The following is a 19981-nucleotide window of genomic DNA, read 5'->3' as shown; positions in this document are numbered from 1 at the left end:
AGCCCCAGCCCTCACGCCTCTTTAACACCTAGAAGCGTTTACTGTCCCCAGACGCTTGCGAGGGCAGGCGTCCGAGACATCGGACCGCGCGTGAAAGGGGCGGTAATGGACATCCTCATTCCCATTATCGGAGTCGTCTGCATTGGACTCCTTATCTATTACATCTACATTCTGATGAGGAGTGATTCGTAAACTATGGACGCTGCGATTCAGTACATCTTGTACTTTGCCGTGCTCGTCGTCCTGGCCGTTCCGCTCGGTCGGTTCATGGCCCATATCATGGATGGTGAGCATACGTTCCTGTCGCCTGTGATTGCTCCTGTGGAGCGTGGCGTCTATCGTCTGCTTCGCATCGACGCGGCAGAGCAGATGGGGTGTAGGCGCTATCTGGCAAGCGTGCTGGCCTTTTCGGGGATCGGCCTCGTGGCTCTTGTGGCACTCCAGGCGCTTCAGTCCTTCTTGCCAGGCAATCCCCAGCACCTGCCGGGTGTGCCATGGGACCTGTCGTTCAATACGGCTGCTTCCTTCATAACCAACACCAACTGGCAGTCCTACTCCGGTGAGACCACCCTGTCCTACTTCGTGCAGTTCATGGGCCTCACCGTGCAGAACTTCGTTTCCGCTGGTACCGGTATCGCGGTCATGTTCGCGCTGATCCGCGGCTTCCGTCAGATCAAGGAGCAGGGTCTGGGTTCCTTCTGGGTCGACCTCACCCGCACCGTCCTGTATGTGCTCATCCCGCTGAACCTCGTGTTCGGCATCTGCCTGGCTGCCGGTGGCGTCATCTCCAACTTCCAGCCGGCTCAGAAGGCTGAGCTCGTAGAGCCCGTCGCTGTCCAGCCTAATGCAGACGGCGGCTGGAGCGTCATCGACGGCGCCCAGATCGAGGGCGACACGGTCAAGGTCGACGGCAAGGTTGTCGAGGGCGCGCGCGTGGTCACCGAGCAGTTCCTGCCCCAGGGGCCCGCGGCTCCTCAGGTCGCCATCAAGCAGTCCGGCACCAACGGCGGCGGCTTCTTCGGTGTGAACTCCGCCCATCCGTATGAGAATCCCAGTGCCTTCACCAACATCATCGAGATGACCAGCCTGCTGCTGATCCCGGCCGCCTGCTGCTTCACCTTCGGTATCGGCGTCAAGAACACCAAGCAGGGCAAGGCCATCTTCGCGGCGATGCTTATCCTGCTCGTGGTCTTTACCGGCATCATCGCCGTTAACGAGCATATGGGTACGCCGCAGCTGGCCGATGGCGGCGCGGTCAACATCGAGATGACCGATGGCCAGGCGGGCGGCAATATGGAGGGCAAGGAGAGCCGCTTTGGCATCGCCTCCTCTTCCACCTGGTCCGCTTTCACGACGGCTGCTTCCAATGGCTCGGTCAACTCCATGCACGACTCCTACACCCCGCTCGGCGGGTTTGTCCAGATGCTCCAGATGGCTCTGGGCGAGGTCGTCTTCGGCGGCGTGGGCTGCGGCCTGTACGGCATGATCGGCTTCGCCATCCTCACAGTGTTCATCGCCGGCCTTATGGTCGGACGCACGCCTGAGTTCCTGGGCAAGAAGATCGAGCCGGGCGAGATGCGCTGGGCAGTTGTCCTGTGCCTGGCAACTCCGTTTGCCATTCTGGTGTGCTCGGCCATCGCCTGCATGGTGCCCGGTCTTGCCGACCAGCTCAACAATGGTGGCGCGCACGGCTTCTCCGAGGTGCTGTATGCCTTCACCTCATGCGGTGGCAACAACGGCTCGGCGTTTGCAGGCATGAACTGCAACAATCCCTGGATCAACGTCATGCTCGGCCTCGAGATGCTGTTTGCCCGCTTCATGCCCATCATCGGTACGCTGGCTATCGCCGGCTCGCTGGCCAAGAAGGGTAGGGTCGCCGAGAGCGCCGGTACCCTGTCTACCACCAACGGCATGTTCGTATTCCTGCTCGTGTTCATCGTTCTGCTGATCGGTGCCCTGAGCTTCTTCCCGGCCCTGGCGCTTGGCCCCGTTGCCGAGTTCTTCCAGATGATTGCGTAAAGGAGGACGCAGATTTATGGCTATGCAAAAAGACATGATGGGCCGCGCGGTCCGCGACTCGTTTGCCAAACTGGATCCTCGCGTCCAGATTCAAAACCCGGTCATGTTCCTGGTGTGGCTTTCCGCCGTCATGACCTCCGTCCTGGCCGTCGCTTCCATCTTCGGTGTGCAGGACGCGGGTGTGCCCACCTACTATGTGGTCACCATCGCGGTCATCCTGTGGCTCACCGACCTGTTCTCGAACTTCGCCGAGGCGCTTGCCGAGGGCCGCGGTAAGGCTCAGGCCGATTCCCTGCGTGCGGCCAAGAAGGATGTCGAGGCCCATCGTATCGAGTCCGTTGAGGACAAGGAGCACTTCACCGTCGTTCCCGGCACCGAGCTCACGCGCGGCGACCTGGTGATCGTACGCGCCGGCGAGCAGATTCCCGGCGATGGCGACGTCATCGAGGGCGCTGCCTCCGTTGACGAGTCCGCCATCACCGGCGAGTCCGCCCCCGTGGTCCGCGAGGCCGGCGGCGACCGCTCTGCCGTTACCGGCGGTACCACGGTGCTGTCCGACTGGATCATCGTCAAGATCTCCAGTGAGCCCGGCCAGAGCTTCCTGGACAAGATGATCGCGATGGTCGAGGGTGCCGCGCGCAAGAAGACCCCTAACGAGATCGCTCTGGAGATCTTCCTGGTGGCCCTTTCCATCGTCTTTATCCTGGTCACGCTGGCCCTGTATTGTTACTCCTGCTTCTCGGCCGGTCTTAACGACATGGTCAACCCCACGGCCGTGACCACGCTCGTGGCACTGCTCGTGTGCTTGGCTCCCACTACCATCGGCGCCCTTCTGTCCGCCATCGGCATCGCCGGCATGAGCCGTCTGAACGAGGCCAACGTGCTGGCCATGTCCGGCCGCGCCATCGAGGCCGCCGGCGACGTCGACATCCTCATGCTCGACAAGACCGGCACCATCACCCTGGGTAACCGCCAAGCCGCCGAGTTCATCCCGGTCGACGGCGTCGATCCCGCGGAGCTGGCCGATGCCGCTCAGCTTTCCTCGCTGGCCGACGAGACCCCCGAGGGTCGTTCCATCGTCGTGCTCGCCAAGGAGCAGTTTGGGCTGCGCGGCCGCACACTCGAGGATAAGGGCATGGAGTTCATCCCCTTCACCGCGGCGACTCGCATGTCCGGTGTGAACTACGAGGGCAATGAGATCCGCAAGGGCGCTGCCGATTCCGTGCGCACCTATGTGGAGGCAGCCGGCGGCGTGTTCTCCCAGGAGTGCGACGAGGCCGTCGAACGCATCGCCAAGGCCGGCGGCACCCCGCTGGTCGTGACCAAGAACTGCCGCGTGCTGGGCGTTGTGTACCTCAAGGACATCATCAAGTCCGGCGTTAAGGAGAAGTTCGCCGACCTGCGCAAGATGGGCATCAAGACCATCATGGTGACGGGCGACAATCCGCTCACCGCCGCGGCAATCGCCGCCGAGGCCGGCGTTGACGACTTCCTGGCCGAGGCCACCCCCGAGGGCAAACTCGAGAAGATCCGCGAGTTCCAGCGTGAGGGTCACCTGGTCGCCATGACCGGCGACGGCACCAACGACGCGCCGGCGCTCGCCCAGGCGGACGTCGCCGTGGCCATGAACACCGGAACCCAGGCTGCCAAGGAGGCCGGCAACATGGTCGACCTCGACTCCAGCCCCACCAAGCTCATCGAGGTCGTGCGTATTGGCAAGCAGCTGCTCATGACCCGCGGTTCGCTCACGACCTTCTCGGTGGCTAACGACATGGCGAAGTACTTCGCTATCATCCCGGCCCTGTTCTCGCCGATCTACCCGGGCCTTGGCGCGCTCAACATCCTCGGTCTGGCAAGCCCACTGTCCGCGGTTCTTTCGGCCATCATCTATAACGCGCTCGTTATCGTCGCGCTGATCCCGGCCGCGCTGAAGGGCGTTAAGTACCGCGAGGTCCCGTCTGGACAGCTGCTGACCCACAACCTACTCGTGTGGGGTCTGGGCGGCATTGTTGCCCCGTTCGTATTCATCAAGCTCATCGACATGCTGCTCGCGTTCTGCGGCATTATGTAAGTGGAGGTTTGTATGTTCAAAGGTGTTGCATCGTGCGCACTTGGCGTGTTCGCGCTGTTTACCGTTGTCTGCGGCCTGGGCTATACGCTCGTCGTGACCGGCATCGCCCAGGTTGCGTTCCCGTATCAGGCGAACGGTTCGCTCATTACGGTCGACGGCAAGGTTGTGGGCTCCGAGCTCATCGGCCAGAACTTCGAGGACGAGGACCACATGTGGGGCCGCATCCAGAACGTGTCAATTGTCGAAGGCGAAGACGGCGAGCTCGTGGCGTATGGTGCCCCGTCCAACCTGTCCCCGGCGAGTGAGGAGTACCGGCAGCTTGTGGACGCGCGCGTCGAGAAGATTCGCGCCTCCAACCCCGACGCCGGCATGGATGCCGTGCCCGTCGACCTGGTGACGTGTTCTGGCTCAGGGCTCGACCCCGAGATCTCCCCCGATGCCGCCGAGTACCAGGTACCGCGCCTGGCGAAGGCCACGGGCAAGAGCGAAGGCGAGGTGCGCGACATCATCGCCCAGTGCACCAAGGGCCGTTTCCTCGGCGTGTTCGGCGAGCCCACGGTCAACGTGCTCAAGGTGAACCTTATGCTGGACGGCGCGCTGTAGGTGAGGGAGTGGCGGATGAGGGCATGACTGACTATCTGAGCCCTCAATTCCACCCCGCCCATCAGTTGCGGTGAAATACGGACCGTTTTGGCTGTCAAAGGCCTTATCTACTCCGTATTCCACCGCAACTTTTTGTGGGTTGAGTAAAAGCCGGGGGAGCGTGTACGGTCGGGTACAGCGCGGTTGCTGATACGATAGGTACGTTAGCAACTGCCGCCGAGCGGCTCAAATGAAAGGAACCCTGTATGGAGTCCTCCGCCTACCCGATGCTCTTTAGCCCGATCAAGGTCGGTACGACCGAGGTCAAGAACCGCGTCTTTATGCCGCCGGTGTCTACCAACCTGGCCGATCACGGCTATGTGACCGACGATTTGGTCGACCATTACCGCGCCCGTGCCAAGGGCGGCGTGGGTCTGATCATCACCGAGGTCGTGACGGTCGAGCCTACCTATACCTATCTGCCGGGTGACATGTGCTGCTACGACGACACGTTTATCCCTGGCTGGGAAAAGCTCGCCGCCGCCGTCCACGAGTACGGCTGCAAGATCATGCCGCAGCTCTTCCACCCCGCCTACATGGCCTTTAACATTCCGGGCACCCCGCGCCTGATCGCTCCGTCCTTTGTGGGCCCGTCCTATGCTCGCGAGGCGCCGCGCCCCATTACGGTAGATGAGATCCACGAGCTCACGCATCAGTTTGGCGACGCTGCCGTGCGTATGCAGAAGGCCGGCGTCGATGGCGTCGAGGTTCATGCGGCGCACGCCCACGGTATGCTCGGCGGCTTTTTGACTCCGCTCTACAACAAGCGCACCGACGAGTACGGCGGCTCACTCGACGCCCGCATGCGCTTCCTGCTCGAGGTCATCGCCGAGATTCGCGAGCGCTGCGGCAAGGACTTTATCATCGACGTCCGCATCTCGGGCGATGAGTACACCGATGGCGGCCTGACCCTCAACGACATGATCTACGTCTCGCGTCGCCTGGAGAAGGCCGGCGTCGACATGATTCACGTGTCGGGCGGCACCACTATCAAGCGTGGCTCTGCGATTCCCGCCGCCGGCACCCAGCAGGCCTCGCACGCCGCCTGCTCGCGCGAGATTAAGAAGCACGTCAACATTCCCGTCGCCACCGTCGGCCGCATCAACGAGGCCTGGATCGCCGAGGAGCTGATCGAGGACGGCGCTGCCGACATCTGCATGATGGGCCGTGCCAATCTGTGCGATGCCGAGTTCTGCAACAAGGCCGCTGCCGGCAACGCCGACGACATCCGCCCCTGCATCGGTTGCCTGCGCTGCCTGAACGGCATCATGTTTGGCAAGCGCATCTCCTGCACCGTCAACCCGGACGTGGAGCGCGACGAGGCCGGTTACGAGCCTGCCGCCGAGGCCAAGAACGTGCTCGTTGTGGGTGCCGGTCCCGCGGGCATGGAGGCGGCCTATATTGCCGCCAAGCGCGGCCACAACGTGGTGCTCGTGGATAAGCAGAACGAGCCGGGCGGCGAGATGCGCATCGCGGCCGTTCCGCCGGCAAAGCAGGAGCTCACCCGCGTGATCAAGTATCAGTATCGTCGCCTGGCCGAGGCCGGCGTCGCGTGCGTCTTTGGTACCGAGCTTTCGGCCGAGGACATTCAGCGCGACTACGCGGGCTACGAGGTTGTCCTGGCTTATGGCGCCGAGCCCATTGCTCCAGCCTTTATGCAGGGCTTTAAGCAAGTTATGACGGCCGATGACCTGCTGGGCGGCAAGGCTTTCCCGGGCAAGAAGATTGTCATCGTCGGCGGCGGAACCGTCGGTTGCGAGACGGCCGACTACCTGGCCCCGCTGGTCAACGACCTGTCGCCGGCCAACCGCGATGTCACCGTCATCGAGATGACCAAGACGCTTGCCGCCAACGAGGGCGGTGCCGGTCGCGCGGTGCTCATCACGCGTATGCTTTCCAAGGGCGTTCACGTGCTGACCGAGGCCAAGGTGACCGAGATTACCGAGGACACCATCAGTTACGAAAAGGACGGCGAAGTCCATACCATCGCCGACGCCGATACGCTGGTGCTTGCCATGGGTTACCGTCCCAACACCAAGCTGGCCGATGACCTTGCCGCTGCCGGCGTTGTCACCCACGTGCTGGGCGATGCCCAGAAGTGCGGCAACATCCGCGACGCTATCGGCGATGGCTACAAGATCGCCTGCGAACTCTAGTCAACCCCTTGGCGCATGGGGGCCAGGTTACTTTGCGCTAAGTTGATGCATGTAAACCTGACCCCATTGCACCATTTGATAAAACGCAAGCGCTCGCTGCCTGCGTTTTATCAAAGAAAGATTATTGTCGAGCCTTAAATGCCTTTTGTTTGTGTGCCTTCCGCAATCATATTGCGGTTGTAGACCAGGTGCAGATACATCGCATCGTGAGCGGCGGTGGGGTTGCGCGTCTCAATGGCGTCGGCCACACCGTGGTGCGTGCGGATGGTCTCCTCGACGAACTTTTTTGCCCGTTACGTCGATAAAGAGGGGAACGGATGCCTTGAGCACACCCATCAGACGGGTAACGGCGAGGTTGCCGCCATCCCAGGGCGGCTTCATGGGGTAGCGCCCGTACGCATCGAATTTTTCCTCTCATAGATGTGCGGCACAAAGAGCCCCGAGTTCATACGAGCTCGGGGCTCTTTTCGTTTGGATTTCAGACGTATTGACAGACGAAAACAGTCTGCGTCCGGTATTGAGCCATACGAAAGCGAAATTATGCGTCTTAATTCCGTACGCAAATCAAGACGAAAACAGTTTGCGTCTTATATAAATCAGTACGCAAACGGTTTTCGTCTTATAATACGGTTATGAATGGTACGAAACGAGGGGGTTGTGCATATGGTTGTTAGAGAGAGCCCTACAGTCGAATACAAGGAAAGCGTTACGCCGACGTTTCTTAAAACGGTGAGCGCCTATGCAAACTACGGGACGGGCAAGATTGAGTTTGGCGTTGATGACGAGGGCGTGGCTGTCGGCCTTGCAGATCCGGTCGCAGAGTGTCTCCGCATTGAGAACATGATTAATGACAGCTTGGATCCCGCTCCCCGTTACACGCTCGAGTCCGATGAGAAACACGGGACCGTAATCCTTACGGTTTATGAGGGACAGGACAAACCCTATCGAAGCAAGGGAAAGGCCTACAGACGAAACGATTCGGCAACGGTGGAGGTCGACCGGTTTGAGTATGGCAGGCTGACGCTCGAAGGCAGCAACGTGACGTTCGACGCGCTCACGTCGGCTCGCCAGGACTTGGGCTTTCATACGCTCGAGCATAAGTGTGTTGAACACCTCGGCATTTCCGAGCTAACGCCGGATATCATGCGTACGCTCCGCTTGCTCGGCAAGGATGGCTATACCAATGCCGCGGCGATTTTAGCGGATAAGAATGATTTTCCAGGCATCGACTGCGTCCGTTTTGGCGATACCGAGGATGTGATCTTGGATCGCGAGGCGGCGACAAATGTATCCGCAATTGAGCAGGCGGACAGGGCGGTGGCTATGTTTGCACGCTACTACCGTTATGAGCGTATCGAAGGGATGGAGCGCGTCCAAACCGATCGAATTCCTCTTGAGGCATTCCGCGAAGCTGTTGCAAACGCTTTGGTGCATCGGACGTGGGACGTTCGAGCGAACGTTCAAATTGCCCTGTACGATGATCGTGTCGTTGTGACCTCCCCTGGATCGCTGCCCGCCGGGTTGACGACGGAACAATACCTGTATGGGCAGATATCCGTGCTCAGAAACCCCATCGTTGCAGAGGCCTTCTTAAAGCTGGATTACATCGAGAAATTTGGTACGGGAATCGCGCGCATTAGACGTGCCTATCGCGATTCGATCAATCAACCAATTTTTGATGTTCGCGGCGGCATGGTGGCCGTCACATTGCCCGTTACCGATGCCTTTGAAGGGTCCGAGGAAGAGGTCCAGGTTCTCAAGGCCTTGTCGGGCGGGCGAATTATGTCGCGAAGCGAGATTGAAAAACAGACGGGGCTGAGCCGCATGCGGACGTTGGCGGCACTCGAATCTCTGCTTGAACGGAATGCAATCGTAAGGCAGGGAACCGGGCGGGCCACGAAATACGAGCGCTCATAGTCCAAAAGAGCCATGGTACAAGACGGGCCCCAAGCCAGCGTTGGCTTGGGGTCCGTTATATCCCGGATGGTAACGGGCCGATTATTGTCAAGTTAAAGCAAAGTACAGCGACGTACAGCAAAGTATAGTGAGATATAGCAAGCCGTATAGCGCGCCTTGATTTTCAACCCTTGATTATCAACCGTCCGTATTTCACAGCAACTTATAACAGGCTCGGGGTGCCAATTTGGGGTGCAGTAGTGCTGCGCCACGAAAAGGGCCTATCTACTACGTTTAAGCCGCAGGGGTCAACCATAGTCGGTTTTTTCGAAAATCGACAAGCTATCTACCTGCGGTTTTGTTTTCACGGTTTTCGGTATGGCCGAGGCTATCCGTGTTAACGTAGTAGATGGGCCACTTTTGTGGCAAGGGGGGCCGATCTGCGGGCCAGGGTAGCTAAAAGAGCCCCGTCCCAAAAAGACTGATTGGGAGCTGGGGCGTGTCGATGCGATAGTATTACGTGGTGATATTCGACAAACCGTGGGCTTCATCCGAGGGCTTTATGGAACAGCACCAGCATTATCAGAGCCTGCAAGATCAGGCATACAACGCACTGCGCTCTAAGATCATCTATGCCGAGCTCAGGCCCGGCACGCGCCTTTCGGCGATTGGTCTGGAAAAGGAGACGGGAATCGGGCGCACGCCCATTCGCGAGTCCTTTGTGCGCCTGCGTGAGCAGGAGCTAGTGGAAACGCGTCCCAAAAGCGGCACCTATGTCTCAAAAATCAGCATGGAGCGCGCCGAGAACGCCTGTTTCTTGCGTGAGAAACTCGAGAGAAGCGTACTCATTAAATGTTGCTCTGCCGCCACGCCTGAGCAAAAACATCGGCTCGAGCAGATTCTTGCCGAGTCCGAGTCGCTCGACCATAGCGAAACGCGTCGCTTTTTCGATCTGGACAACCTATTCCACGAGACGTGCTTTGAGATTGCCGGCCGCCACATGTTGTGGGATTGGATGAAGAGCGTCAATACGCATTTTGAGCGGTACAACTGGTTGCGTATGGTGTCGCAGGATATGGATTGGGAGCCGATTCGTCGTCAGCATCGCCGGATTCTCGAGTCCATTAAGAGGGGCGATACCGACACGGCGAGCTATCTGGCAGAGACACACCTGCATCTGATGCCCGAGGAACAGGGACCGGTTATCGCCTTGCATCCCGACTATTTCGAGCTGCCCAAAGACTCGGCTATCTAACTCGCGCCCTTTATTAGCTGCGGTGAAATTAAGATCGCTCTGCGGGTCTGGTGGCGTAGGCAGTTCGCATAAATGCCTAAAATGGCTCAGACTGCCGACAATTGGGAAACGGGGTGCGCTATGGCGCAGATGAGGATTAAGGACATTGCTGCCGAGGCGGGCGTGAGCCCGGCCACGGTCTCGCGCTATCTCAACAACCGCCCTGGGCAGATGACCGAGGAAACCCGTGCTCGCATCGCGGCAGTTATCGAGCGCACCGGCTATCGTCCACGTGCCGCCGCGCGCAATCTGCGCAGCTCGCGTACCAACCTCATCGGCGTGATCTTGGCCGACATTGCTAACCCGTTCTCCAGCGCCATGCTCGAAGGGCTTTCCGCCAGCGCCGCCGCGCGCGGCTGCTCGCTCATGACGGCCATTAGCGGCAACGACCCCGCCAAGGAGGCAGAGTCGCTCACCAGACTTATCGATGCCGGCGTGGACGGCCTGGTCGTCAATACCTGCGGAGGCAACGACAAGGCGATCGCCGAGGCTGCGGGACGCCTGCCCGTCGTGCTGCTCGACCGCGATGTTGCCGACGGCGGTGTCGATCTGGTGACCTCCAACAACCGTGAGCTGGTCGCCGGCCTGGTAGACGCCTTGGCCTCTGCGGGCAGCGAGCGCCTGTGCCTGCTCACCGAGGCAAGCGACGACAGCCCCGTGCGTCGCGAACGCGCCGAGGCGTTTGCCGACGAGCTTTCGCGCCGCGGTCTTGCGGGCGAGGTCGTCACCCTGGCCGACGGTGGCGTCGAGGGTGTCAGTCGCCTGGACGAGACCATCCGCGGCTATGCGGGTAAAAAGCTCGGCCTCATTGCCGTCAACGGTCTGGTCTTCCTGCGCCTGACCGAGGCGCTGGCACAGTTGGGACCTTCGTTGCCGGCGGGTCTCAAGATCGCAACGTTTGACGACTATCCCTGGAACCACGTGCTCTTTGGCGGTGTGACCACGGCAGCGCAGGACACTCTTACCATTGCCGAGCGCGTAGTCGAGCGTCTGTCCGAACGCATCGACATCGTTACCACTACGGTGGGCGATGCCGCAAAGCTCGCCCCCAAGCGCATCGAGATCCCCGGCCACATCGAACACCGCGCCTCGACCTTACGCTAGCCGCTCGTTCGCAACGGTCTGCTCGCGCACGTTTTTTTGAGCGCTTGATACGCTTTAACCCTGCGGAAACATTTTTCTGCGATAGTATCTGCGATATAGACCAGTCGAAACCCGCCCGAAAGAAAGGGGAGCGACATGAACCAGCAGAACATCGATTACGTACTCCGCTCCGTAGAGCAGCGTGATATCCGCTTTGTGCGTCTGTGGTTTGTCGACATTCTCGGCCGCCTCAAAAACTTTGCTATTAGCCCCGAGGACCTCGAGGTCGCTTTTGAGGAGGGCATTGGCTTTGACGGCTCGGCCATCGAGGGCTTTGCCACGCCCGAGGAAGCCGACATGCTGGCGTTCCCTGATGCCTCGACCTTCCAGATTTTGCCGTGGCGTCCGAGCCACAACGGCGTCGCCCGTGTGTTTTGCGACGTATGCACCCCCGATTGCAAGCCCTTCGCCGGCGACCCGCGCGATGCCCTGCGCCGCATGTTCCACAAGGCCGAGAAGGCCGGCTACCTACTCAACGTTGGTGCCGAGCTGGAGTATTACTACTTCCCCGACGAGCACACGCCCGAGCCGCTCGACAACGTGGGCTACTTCGATCTTTCGGTGAGCGATGCCGCCCGCGACCTGCGCCGCAACACGGTCCTCACGCTCGAGAAGATGTCCGTGCCCGTGGAGTACACCTTCCACGCCGCCGGTCGCTCGCAGCACGGCATGAGCCTGCGCCACGCCGAGGCCCTGAGCATGTCCGACGCCATCACCACGGCCAAGCTCATCATTAAGCAGCAGGCTTACGAGAGCGGTTGCCACGCCTCCTTTATGCCCAAGCCGTTGGCAGGCGAAGACGGCAGCGCTATGTTCCTGTGCCAGTCGCTATTCGACCACGACGGCAACAACGTCTTTTGGGGCGAGGACGACGAGAAGTACCACCTCTCCGATATCGCCAAGCACTACATGGCCGGCATCCTGGCGCACGCGCGCGAGATCAGCGCCATCACCAACCCCACGGTCAACTCGTACAAGCGCATTACCACGGGCGGCGACTCCGTGCCGCAGTACGCCACGTGGGGCCTGCGCAACCGCGCGAGTATGGTCCGCATTCCGGTCTACAAGCCCGGCAAGCAGCTGTCCACGCGCATCGAGCTGCGCAGTCCCGATCCCATGGCCAACCCGTACCTGGTCAACGCCGTCACGCTGGCGGCTGGTCTGGACGGCATCGAGCGCAAGCTGGAGCTCCCGCCCGAGGCCACGGCCGAGACACTCAAGCTTACCGACCGTCAGATGGTTGAGGCCGGCTATACGCCGCTGCCGCGCTCGCTCAAAGAGGCGCTCGACGTGTTTGAGGACTCGCAGTTTATGAAGGATGCCCTCGGCGAGCACATCCACAGCTTCTTCCTCAAAAAGAAGCGCGACGAATGGCATAAGTTTGAGTCCACGATCACCGAGTGGGAGATCAAGCACTACCTGGCGAACTCCTAATCACGCTGGCTTGTTCCAGTACGATTGAGCTCATTTCCTTGGAGGCCGATATGTCCGAAAAGAGTGCCCTGTTCATGGCGCGCACGACGCGCTTCCACGAGTTTGCCCGCAGCTTGACGACTACCCTGGGTGTCGAGGTGAGCCTGGCAACCCCTGATTCGCCAACTGCGGCGCACGACTTTGACCTGCTGATTCTCGATTCCGATGGCATCCGCAGCGACCGCATCGATCAGATTGCCAAGTGGCTTGACGACCGCGGCGGCGTTCCCATGCTGGTGATCGTCGACGACGAGGCGCTCGGCACCCTGCGCCTGCCGAATCACGCGCATGCCGACTTTGTATGCCCCACGGCGACGCCCAACGAGCTCAAGGCTCGCGCGCAGCGCCTGATGGGCGAGGAGGAGACCGTCACCGCCGACGATGTGCTCAACATCGATAACCTCGAGATCAACCTGGCTACCTACCAGGTGACGCTCGATAACGAGCCCATCGACCTGACGCTGATGGAGTACTCGCTGCTGAGCTTTTTGGCGACGCACCCCAACCGCGCCTACAGCCGCGAGGTGCTGCTGCACCGCGTGTGGGGCTTTGAGTACTGCGGCGGCACGCGCACCGTCGACGTGCACATCCGACGCATCCGCTCCAAGGTGGGCCCGCAGATCGCGGCACACATCACCACCGTCCGCGGCGTGGGCTATCTGTTTAAGGACTAGATTTCCACCACAAAGGGGACAGGCACCTTTGTGGTGGTTTTGACGCAGGTGCGGGTTTCTTTCGAGTTTGCAGCAGAACTTAAGCCTTCCTAAAAGATTGCGTTCTCGTACACGTACGCCCGCATATTGGGGTACAACTCAACGTGAACAATGATGGCCCGCCACATGTTTGGCGGGCCTTTGGTTATTTGACGAAAGGATCGCAGCTATGAGCGAGTACGATTCCCAGCGTCCCCAGGATGCGGGCAACGCCGGCGAGACCCAGCAGCAGCCGCGCGTGCAGGTGGAGTCGACGCCTGCCGACGGCAACATTCCCTACGTGCAGGCCTACGATACGCAGGCCGGCAAGCCGCTGGGCGGCCAGCAGGTTGTAAACAAGCACACGGTGGTCAAGACCAAGACCAAAAAGCTGCCGATCTTCATTACGGCGCTTGCCGGCTGTGCCTGCGGCGCCCTGCTGGTCATTGCACTCATTATGAGCGGCACGCTCAACATTGGCGGTGGCAAGAATGCCGTGACGGCGGGTGCTTCGGGTTCATCGACGCAAAAGATCACCATCGATTCCGAGGACACTACGCTGGCCGAGGCCGTTTCTGCCAAGGCCCTGCCCTCCGTCGTTTCCATCACCGCCACGTCGAGCGGCAGCCAGAATGGCTCGCTTTCGCAGTCTGCCGACGAGTCGGACAACTCGGGCAGCGTCGGTTCGGGCGTGGTGCTCGATACCGAGGGCCATATCCTCACCAACAACCACGTGGTCGATGGCTATGACCAGTACGTGGTGACCATGGACGACGGCACCACCTACGAGGCCGAGTTCGTGGGCAACGACGCTTCGAGCGACCTGGCCGTCATCAAGCTCAAGGACGCCGACGCCTCCAAGCTCACGCCGATTGAGATCGGTGATTCCTCCAAGCTCAACGTGGGCGAGTGGGTCATGGCGATCGGCTCGCCCTTCGGCAACGAACAGTCTGTCTCCACCGGTATCGTCTCGGCGCTGTATCGCTCCACGGCCATGAGCTCTACCGGCGGCAACACCATCTATGCCAACATGATCCAGACCGATGCCGCCATCAATCCGGGCAACTCCGGCGGCGCGCTCGTTAACGACAACGGCGAGCTCGTGGGTATCAACTCGCTCATCGAGAGCTATTCGGGCTCCAGCTCGGGCGTGGGCTTTGCCATTCCGGTTAACTACGCCAAGAACATTGCCGACCAGATTATCGACGGTAAGACGCCGGTGCATCCGTACATGGGCGCCACGCTTTCGAGCGTCAACGCGCTCAACGCCCGTACCAACAAGCTGAGCACCGATAGCGGCGCGTATGTGGCGAGCGTCGTCGAGGACGGTCCTGCTGCCAAGGCCGGTATCCAAGAGGGCGATGTCATTACCAAGCTGGGCGACGACGAGATTACGAGCGCCGATGGCCTGATCATCGCACTACGCAGCCACGAGGTGGGCGAGAAGGTCGAAATCACGCTCATGCGCGGCAAGGAAGAGAAGAAGGTCACCGTCGAGCTGGGCTCCGACGAGGAACTGCAGAACCAGCAGCAGAACGACAGTGCAACCGACACTGGCAACGGCGGTATTACCGATGAGCAGCTGCGCCAGTACCTGGAGGAGCTGCTCGGCCAGCAGGGCCAGGGCCAGGGCTACGGCCAGGGTTTCTAACGAGCTGTATCGCACATATCGAAGCCAGAGGGGCTGTTCCGCCAACGCGGGACAGCCCCCTCTTTTCTTATTGATCCCTTGGGGACGGAGGAAAACGAATCACTTGTGGCTGACAAGAGGCCTGGCTCGTAATGGTCTGAACTAACTGTCCACCACGGTCTGTCGGCTGCCGATTCGGTGCGGTTCGAAAGGGTTATTCGGCCCCATCGTGACCGGTGGTACTCTTGTATCCGTTTGAAATCGAGCGAAGGAGTGCCGCTATGGAGCAATCGAGCCTGTTTGGTGACGGCGTGGACATCGATACCGAAACGCCCGCGAGCACGGATACCGCTGCACCGGCCGATGCCCGTGCCCAGGCCGCCGCGCGCGCGGCTGAGTTGCGCCACGAGCTCGATTACCACGCCTATCGCTACTACATGCTCGACGCGCCCGAGATCACGGACGCCGCCTTTGACAAAATGCTCGTTGAGCTGCAGGAAATTGAGGCGACCTATCCCGATCTGGTGACGCCCGACAGCTATACCCAGCGCGTTGGTGGCTACGTGAGCGAGCAGTTTACGCCGGTCACGCACATGGCACGCATGTATTCCATGGACGATGCCATGGATCTGGACGAGCTCGACGCATGGCTCCAGCGCACCGAGGATGCGCTCGGTGCCGGCAGCGTCACCTATACCTGCGAGCTTAAGATTGACGGTCTGGGCGTGGCCCTTACCTACCAAAACGGCACCTTCGTACGCGCCGCCACGCGCGGCGACGGCACCACGGGCGAGGATGTATCGCTCAACGTGCGCACCATCAAGGATGTGCCCATGCATCTGTCCGAGGCAGCGCTCACCCACATGGGCGCCGACCGCGAGCGTACCATCGAAGTACGCGGCGAGGTCTATATGCCCAAGGGCAGCTTTGTTCGCCTGAATGAAGAGGCCGATGCCGAGGGCCGCGACCCCTTTGCCAACCCGCGCAACGCCGCTGCAGGATCCCTGCGCCAGAAGGATCCCAAGGTCACGGCACGTCGCGACCTCGCCACCTTTATCTACGCCATTGCCGATACCGACCCGCTGCACGTTCACAGCCAGCGTGAGTTTCTGGACTGGCTGCGTAGCGCCGGCTTTAGCGTCAACCCCAACGTGGCACACTGCGCCACGCCGGCCGAGGTCCACGAGTTCTGCGCCCAGGCCCTCGAGCATCGCGGTGACCTGGACTACGACATCGACGGCGTGGTCGTAAAGGTCGACAGCTTCCAACAGCAGCTCGACCTGGGCTTTACCGCCCGCGCGCCGCGTTGGGCCATCGCCTTTAAGTTCCCGCCCGAGGAAAAGCAGACCGTCCTGCGCGAGATTCGCATCCAGGTGGGTCGCACCGGCGTGCTCACGCCGGTCGCCGAGTTCGACCCGGTGACGGTCGCCGGCTCCACCATCGCGCGCGCCACGCTGCACAACATCGACGAGATCCGCCGCAAGAACGTGCGCGAGGGCGACACTATCATCGTGCACAAGGCGGGCGATGTAATCCCCGAGGTCGTGGGCCCGGTGCTCGACAAGCGCCCGGCCGATTCGGTCGACTGGCACATGCCCGAGGTCTGCCCCGTGTGCGGCAGCCCCGTGGTTCACGAGGATGGCGAGGTGGCCTACCGCTGCGTGTCCATCGACTGCCCCGCACAGCTCAAGGAGCGCCTGCTCCACTGGGTGAGCCGCGGCTGCATGGACGTCGACGGCCTGGGCGACGAGATCGTCGACAAGATGATCGCCGCTGGCCTGATCCACGATGTCGCGGACTTCTACCAGCTCACGGTCGACGACATCGCCGGCCTGGACACGGGGCGCGTGTACGCCAGCTCCAACAGCAAAAAGGGCGTTAAGAAGGGCGATCCCATTCCGGTAGGCCTTAAGACGGCCGAGAAAATCATCGCCGAGCTCAACAAGTCCAAGAGCCAGCCACTCGGGCGTGTGCTGTTTGCCCTGGGCATCCGTCATGTGGGCAAGAGCGTGGGCGAGGTCATCGCCGAGCGATTCCTGTCGATTGACAAGCTCATCTTGGCGAGCGAAGAGGATATTGCCGAGTGCGAGGGCATCGGTCCCAAGATTGCGGCGAGCGTCAAACAGTTCCTGGCCGTGCCCGAAAACCTCGCCGTGCTGGAGCGCTTGCGCCAGGCTGGTCTGTCGCTTGAGGTCGACTTGGGCGCCGCGCACGCGCAAGCCGCAGCCGACGCTGGGGTGGCGGGCGAGCTTGCCGACGCACAGCCGCTTGCGGGTCTGACCTTCGTGCTGACGGGCACGCTCGTCAATCGCACGCGCGACGAGGCGGGTGCGGCGCTCAAGGTGCTCGGCGCCAAGGTTTCGGGTAGCGTGTCAAAGAAGACGAGCTATCTGGTCGCCGGCCCCAAAGCGGGCTCCAAGCTCACCAAGGCCGAGCAGCTGGGCGTGCCTGTATTGGATGAGGACGCACTCGAGCAGATCTTGGCGACTGGTCAGGTGCCCCAGGCTTAGCGCATTGATAGCCTAATTGAAGAACCGCCCGGGAAGCATGATGCCTTCCGGGCGGTTCTTACTTTGCTGGGGCAACCGGCACCGTGATCTGCGTTACGTAGGTTGTCGGGTCGTCGCTGATGATATCGTCGATGAGGGCGATCTCGCGCGAGGGGCCGGCGGGCGTCAGGTTGTGTTCGTGCATGTAGCCGAGCAGCCGCTCGTAGCGCGGGGCTGCTTGTCCGTGCGTGCCACGGAAACTTATGGTCAGGCAGTGCGCGGCAGGCCGCGTCTCGATTTCACCCAGGTAGTCGTCGGTGTCGTCGAGCAGCAGAAAGACCTCGTCGTAGCCATCAAAGTCGCCGGCGGCCAGGCGTTCGGGCGCGATGCCCACACCTAGATTGCCAAGATAGGCAAAGGTTTCGTGCTGTCCCTGCTGAAGCTGGCGGATATGCCATCCCAGCGAATAGGCGTCGGTGGGATTGACGCGCTCGTGCAGCGCGGCGCAGCGAAGTTCGGGTTCCTCGATTTCGCTAATGGTGTCGAGATCAGCATTCAAAGCGCCGTGAAGCAAGGCAAGCCGCTGGTCAATCTTGCGCGACATGCGCTCCAACTCACGTCGCCTGTGCTCAATTAACTCCTGTTGCTTGGTCAGTTGCCGTTGTATCAAATCCATATCGCGCGTAGTGACAAACTCGCGAATCTGCGTCAACGGCAAGTCGAGAACGCGCAGGTTGCCGATGGTGTTGAGGGTGGAGAGCTGCCGCGATCCGTAGTAGCGGTACCCACTTGCCGGATCGACATATGCCGGCTCCAACAGCCCCATCTGTTCGTAATGGCGCAGTGTGCCCACGCTCAAATTGAGCAGGCGCGCCACCTCGCCAATGCGGAGCAGGCCCTCGGTGTGTTCGCTTGGCATGTCGGTCACAGGACCACTCCTTTCGGTAAAAACAGGGGAGAGGTGCTAGGCATGCGTCGCCTCGCTACGCCACCAGCTTGTCAAAAGTTCCGCGGCGGTTGAGCACGGTAAATGCAATCACGCAGATGACCGCCGACAGAATCGACCCGCACGGCGAGGCGATACCCATGGGGAACAGCGTGTCGGAATAGGCGTTCGACAGCAGCCAAGCGCCGGGCACGCGAATGAGGGCCACGGCCAGCACGTTGTGCGCAAAGCCGATGTAGCTCTTGCCGTATGCGGCGAAAAAGCCGCTAAAGCAAATGTGGATGCCGGCAAAAATCGCGTCGAAAATATAGCTGCGCATATAGCCGGTACCGGCGGCGACTACTGCAGCGTCCTTGGCAAAAAAGCCGATAAACGCCGGCGCCACCAGCCACATCAGCACCGTGATCAGGCAGCCGTACACCGCCGAGATGGTCATGGCGTCCTTGAGTACCTGACGCGCGCGGTCACCCTTGCCCGCGCCGGCGTTTTGCGCCGTGAGCGCGCTGACGGTAGCGCCCATGGAACTCGGCACGATAAACAAAAAGCTGATCATCTTTTCGACCAAGCCTACGGCGGCGGCGTCGACCAGACCGCGGTGGTTGGCGATGACGGTGATGAACATAAACGCCACCTGGATGCAGCCGTCCTGCACGGCCACGGGCACACCGATCTTAAGAATGCTGCCGAGCACCTCGGGCTGGGGGCGCAGGTCGCTACGCTTAACGTGGATGTTTGTGCGACGGCTCTTGAGCCACACGAGCGCGAGGGCAACGCTGGCTGTCTGGGCGGTCACCGTGCCGAGTGCGGCGCCTACGGGGCCGAGCCCCATGTGGCCGATAAACAGAAAGTCGAGCGCGATGTTGATGATGCACGCCACGCCAATCACGTACATGGGCGAGCGCGAATCGCCCAGTCCGCGAAAGATGGCCGAGAGGATGTTGTATGCGGCGATAAAGGGAATGCCGACAAAGCAGATGCGCAGGTAGGCGGCAGTGCCTTCGACGGCTTCGGCGGGAGTGCCAATGAGCGCCACAATCTGCGGACACAGTGCGAGCAGGACAGCGGCCAGCACCACCGAGACACCCATAAAGAGCGTGATGGTGTTGCCGATGGCGGTCTCGGCTCGGTCAAACCGGCGCGAGCCCACGGCGTGGCCGACGATGACCGTCGTTCCCATGGCCAGGCCCACGAGCGTTACGGTAATGATATAGAGCGTCTGCGTGCCATTGCCCACGGCGGTGATGCCGGCGGCGCCGCTAAACTGCCCCATCATGTACAGGTCGGCCATGCCGTAGAGCATCTGCAAAAAGTACGAGAGCATATAGGGCAGGGCAAAGACCGCGATGGTCTTGAGGACATTGCCGCGTGTGAGGTCGTGTTCCATGGGCGGGGCTTTCTGGCTGGGTTCGTTTTGCTACCAGTGTAGTGAAAACCCTACAACGATTGTAGAGTCAAGGTTTATGTTGGCAGCGGGGCGAAAAAAGTCGCGCTCGCGTTCATTTCCAATTGAATACAGAGATGCACCTTGCG

At 60.9% G+C, this 19981-nt stretch carries 13 protein-coding genes; 11 read left to right on the top strand and 2 right to left on the bottom strand.

All coding sequences use genetic code 11. From position 1 onward, the window contains the following. The first annotated feature begins 195 nt into the window (after window positions 1-195). The 11 genes from kdpA to ligA all read left to right on the top strand — a co-directional run bounded on the left by kdpA (window position 196) and on the right by ligA (window position 17526). Window positions 196-2019 carry a potassium-transporting ATPase subunit KdpA gene (gene kdpA / locus ACRX4W_RS03355; RefSeq protein WP_117773167.1) on the top strand — a complete coding sequence of 608 codons (1824 nt, stop codon included), beginning with the start codon at window positions 196-198 and terminating at the stop codon, window positions 2017-2019. Window positions 2020-2035: 16 nt separating this feature from the next. Then, entirely contained in the window at window positions 2036-4090 is a 2055-nt protein-coding gene (gene kdpB / locus ACRX4W_RS03350; protein ID WP_117647989.1) for a potassium-transporting ATPase subunit KdpB, read from the top strand. A 12-nt stretch (window positions 4091-4102) separates the two neighbouring features. Next, window positions 4103-4693 (top strand): potassium-transporting ATPase subunit KdpC, encoded by a 591-nt coding sequence (gene kdpC / locus ACRX4W_RS03345; protein WP_432299170.1) that lies wholly within the window; start codon window positions 4103-4105, stop codon window positions 4691-4693. A gap of 245 nt (window positions 4694-4938) precedes the next feature. Continuing rightward, window positions 4939-6888, top strand: a complete 1950-nt coding sequence (locus tag ACRX4W_RS03340; protein WP_117647993.1) for an NAD(P)/FAD-dependent oxidoreductase — start codon at window positions 4939-4941, stop codon at window positions 6886-6888. Between the two features lie 663 nt (window positions 6889-7551). Further along, a complete protein-coding gene (locus tag ACRX4W_RS03335) occupies window positions 7552-8805 on the top strand; it encodes an ATP-binding protein (RefSeq protein ID WP_158549089.1) in 1254 nt (417 codons plus the stop codon). A gap of 541 nt (window positions 8806-9346) precedes the next feature. Beyond that, window positions 9347-10039: a GntR family transcriptional regulator gene (locus ACRX4W_RS03330; RefSeq protein WP_118335436.1), complete on the top strand. Its 693-nt coding sequence runs from the start codon at window positions 9347-9349 to the stop codon at window positions 10037-10039. Window positions 10040-10159: 120 nt separating this feature from the next. Next, window positions 10160-11182, top strand: a complete 1023-nt coding sequence (locus tag ACRX4W_RS03325; protein ID WP_158549090.1) for a LacI family DNA-binding transcriptional regulator — start codon at window positions 10160-10162, stop codon at window positions 11180-11182. Between the two features lie 135 nt (window positions 11183-11317). Beyond that, the gene (locus ACRX4W_RS03320) at window positions 11318-12655 is read left to right on the top strand and encodes a glutamine synthetase family protein (RefSeq protein WP_271743811.1); all 1338 of its coding nucleotides are present in this window, start codon (window positions 11318-11320) and stop codon (window positions 12653-12655) included. A 50-nt stretch (window positions 12656-12705) separates the two neighbouring features. After that, window positions 12706-13368, top strand: a complete 663-nt coding sequence (locus tag ACRX4W_RS03315; protein WP_006234733.1) for a response regulator transcription factor — start codon at window positions 12706-12708, stop codon at window positions 13366-13368. 208 nt (window positions 13369-13576) lie between these two features. Further along, the gene (locus tag ACRX4W_RS03310; protein WP_432299165.1) at window positions 13577-15037 is read left to right on the top strand and encodes a S1C family serine protease; all 1461 of its coding nucleotides are present in this window, start codon (window positions 13577-13579) and stop codon (window positions 15035-15037) included. Window positions 15038-15297: 260 nt separating this feature from the next. Beyond that, window positions 15298-17526, top strand: coding sequence for an NAD-dependent DNA ligase LigA (gene ligA, locus ACRX4W_RS03305; RefSeq protein WP_432299163.1), 2229 nt, complete (start codon window positions 15298-15300; stop codon window positions 17524-17526). Window positions 17527-17584: 58 nt separating this feature from the next. On the opposite strand, the gene ACRX4W_RS03300 is transcribed toward ligA, so the two are convergent. Together ACRX4W_RS03300 and ACRX4W_RS03295 are read right to left on the bottom strand one after the other, a co-directional pair. Then, complete coding sequence (locus ACRX4W_RS03300) at window positions 17585-18424, bottom strand: MerR family transcriptional regulator (protein ID WP_231500771.1); 840 nt, start codon at window positions 18422-18424, stop codon at window positions 17585-17587. A gap of 64 nt (window positions 18425-18488) precedes the next feature. Further along, entirely contained in the window at window positions 18489-19835 is a 1347-nt protein-coding gene (locus ACRX4W_RS03295; protein WP_432299161.1) for an MATE family efflux transporter, read from the bottom strand. Window positions 19836-19981 lie beyond the last annotated feature (146 nt).

It is taken from the genome of Collinsella aerofaciens (assembly GCF_964283865.1).
Lineage (GTDB): Bacteria > Actinomycetota > Coriobacteriia > Coriobacteriales > Coriobacteriaceae > Collinsella.
This window is presented reverse-complemented; position numbering and strand designations above follow the sequence as displayed.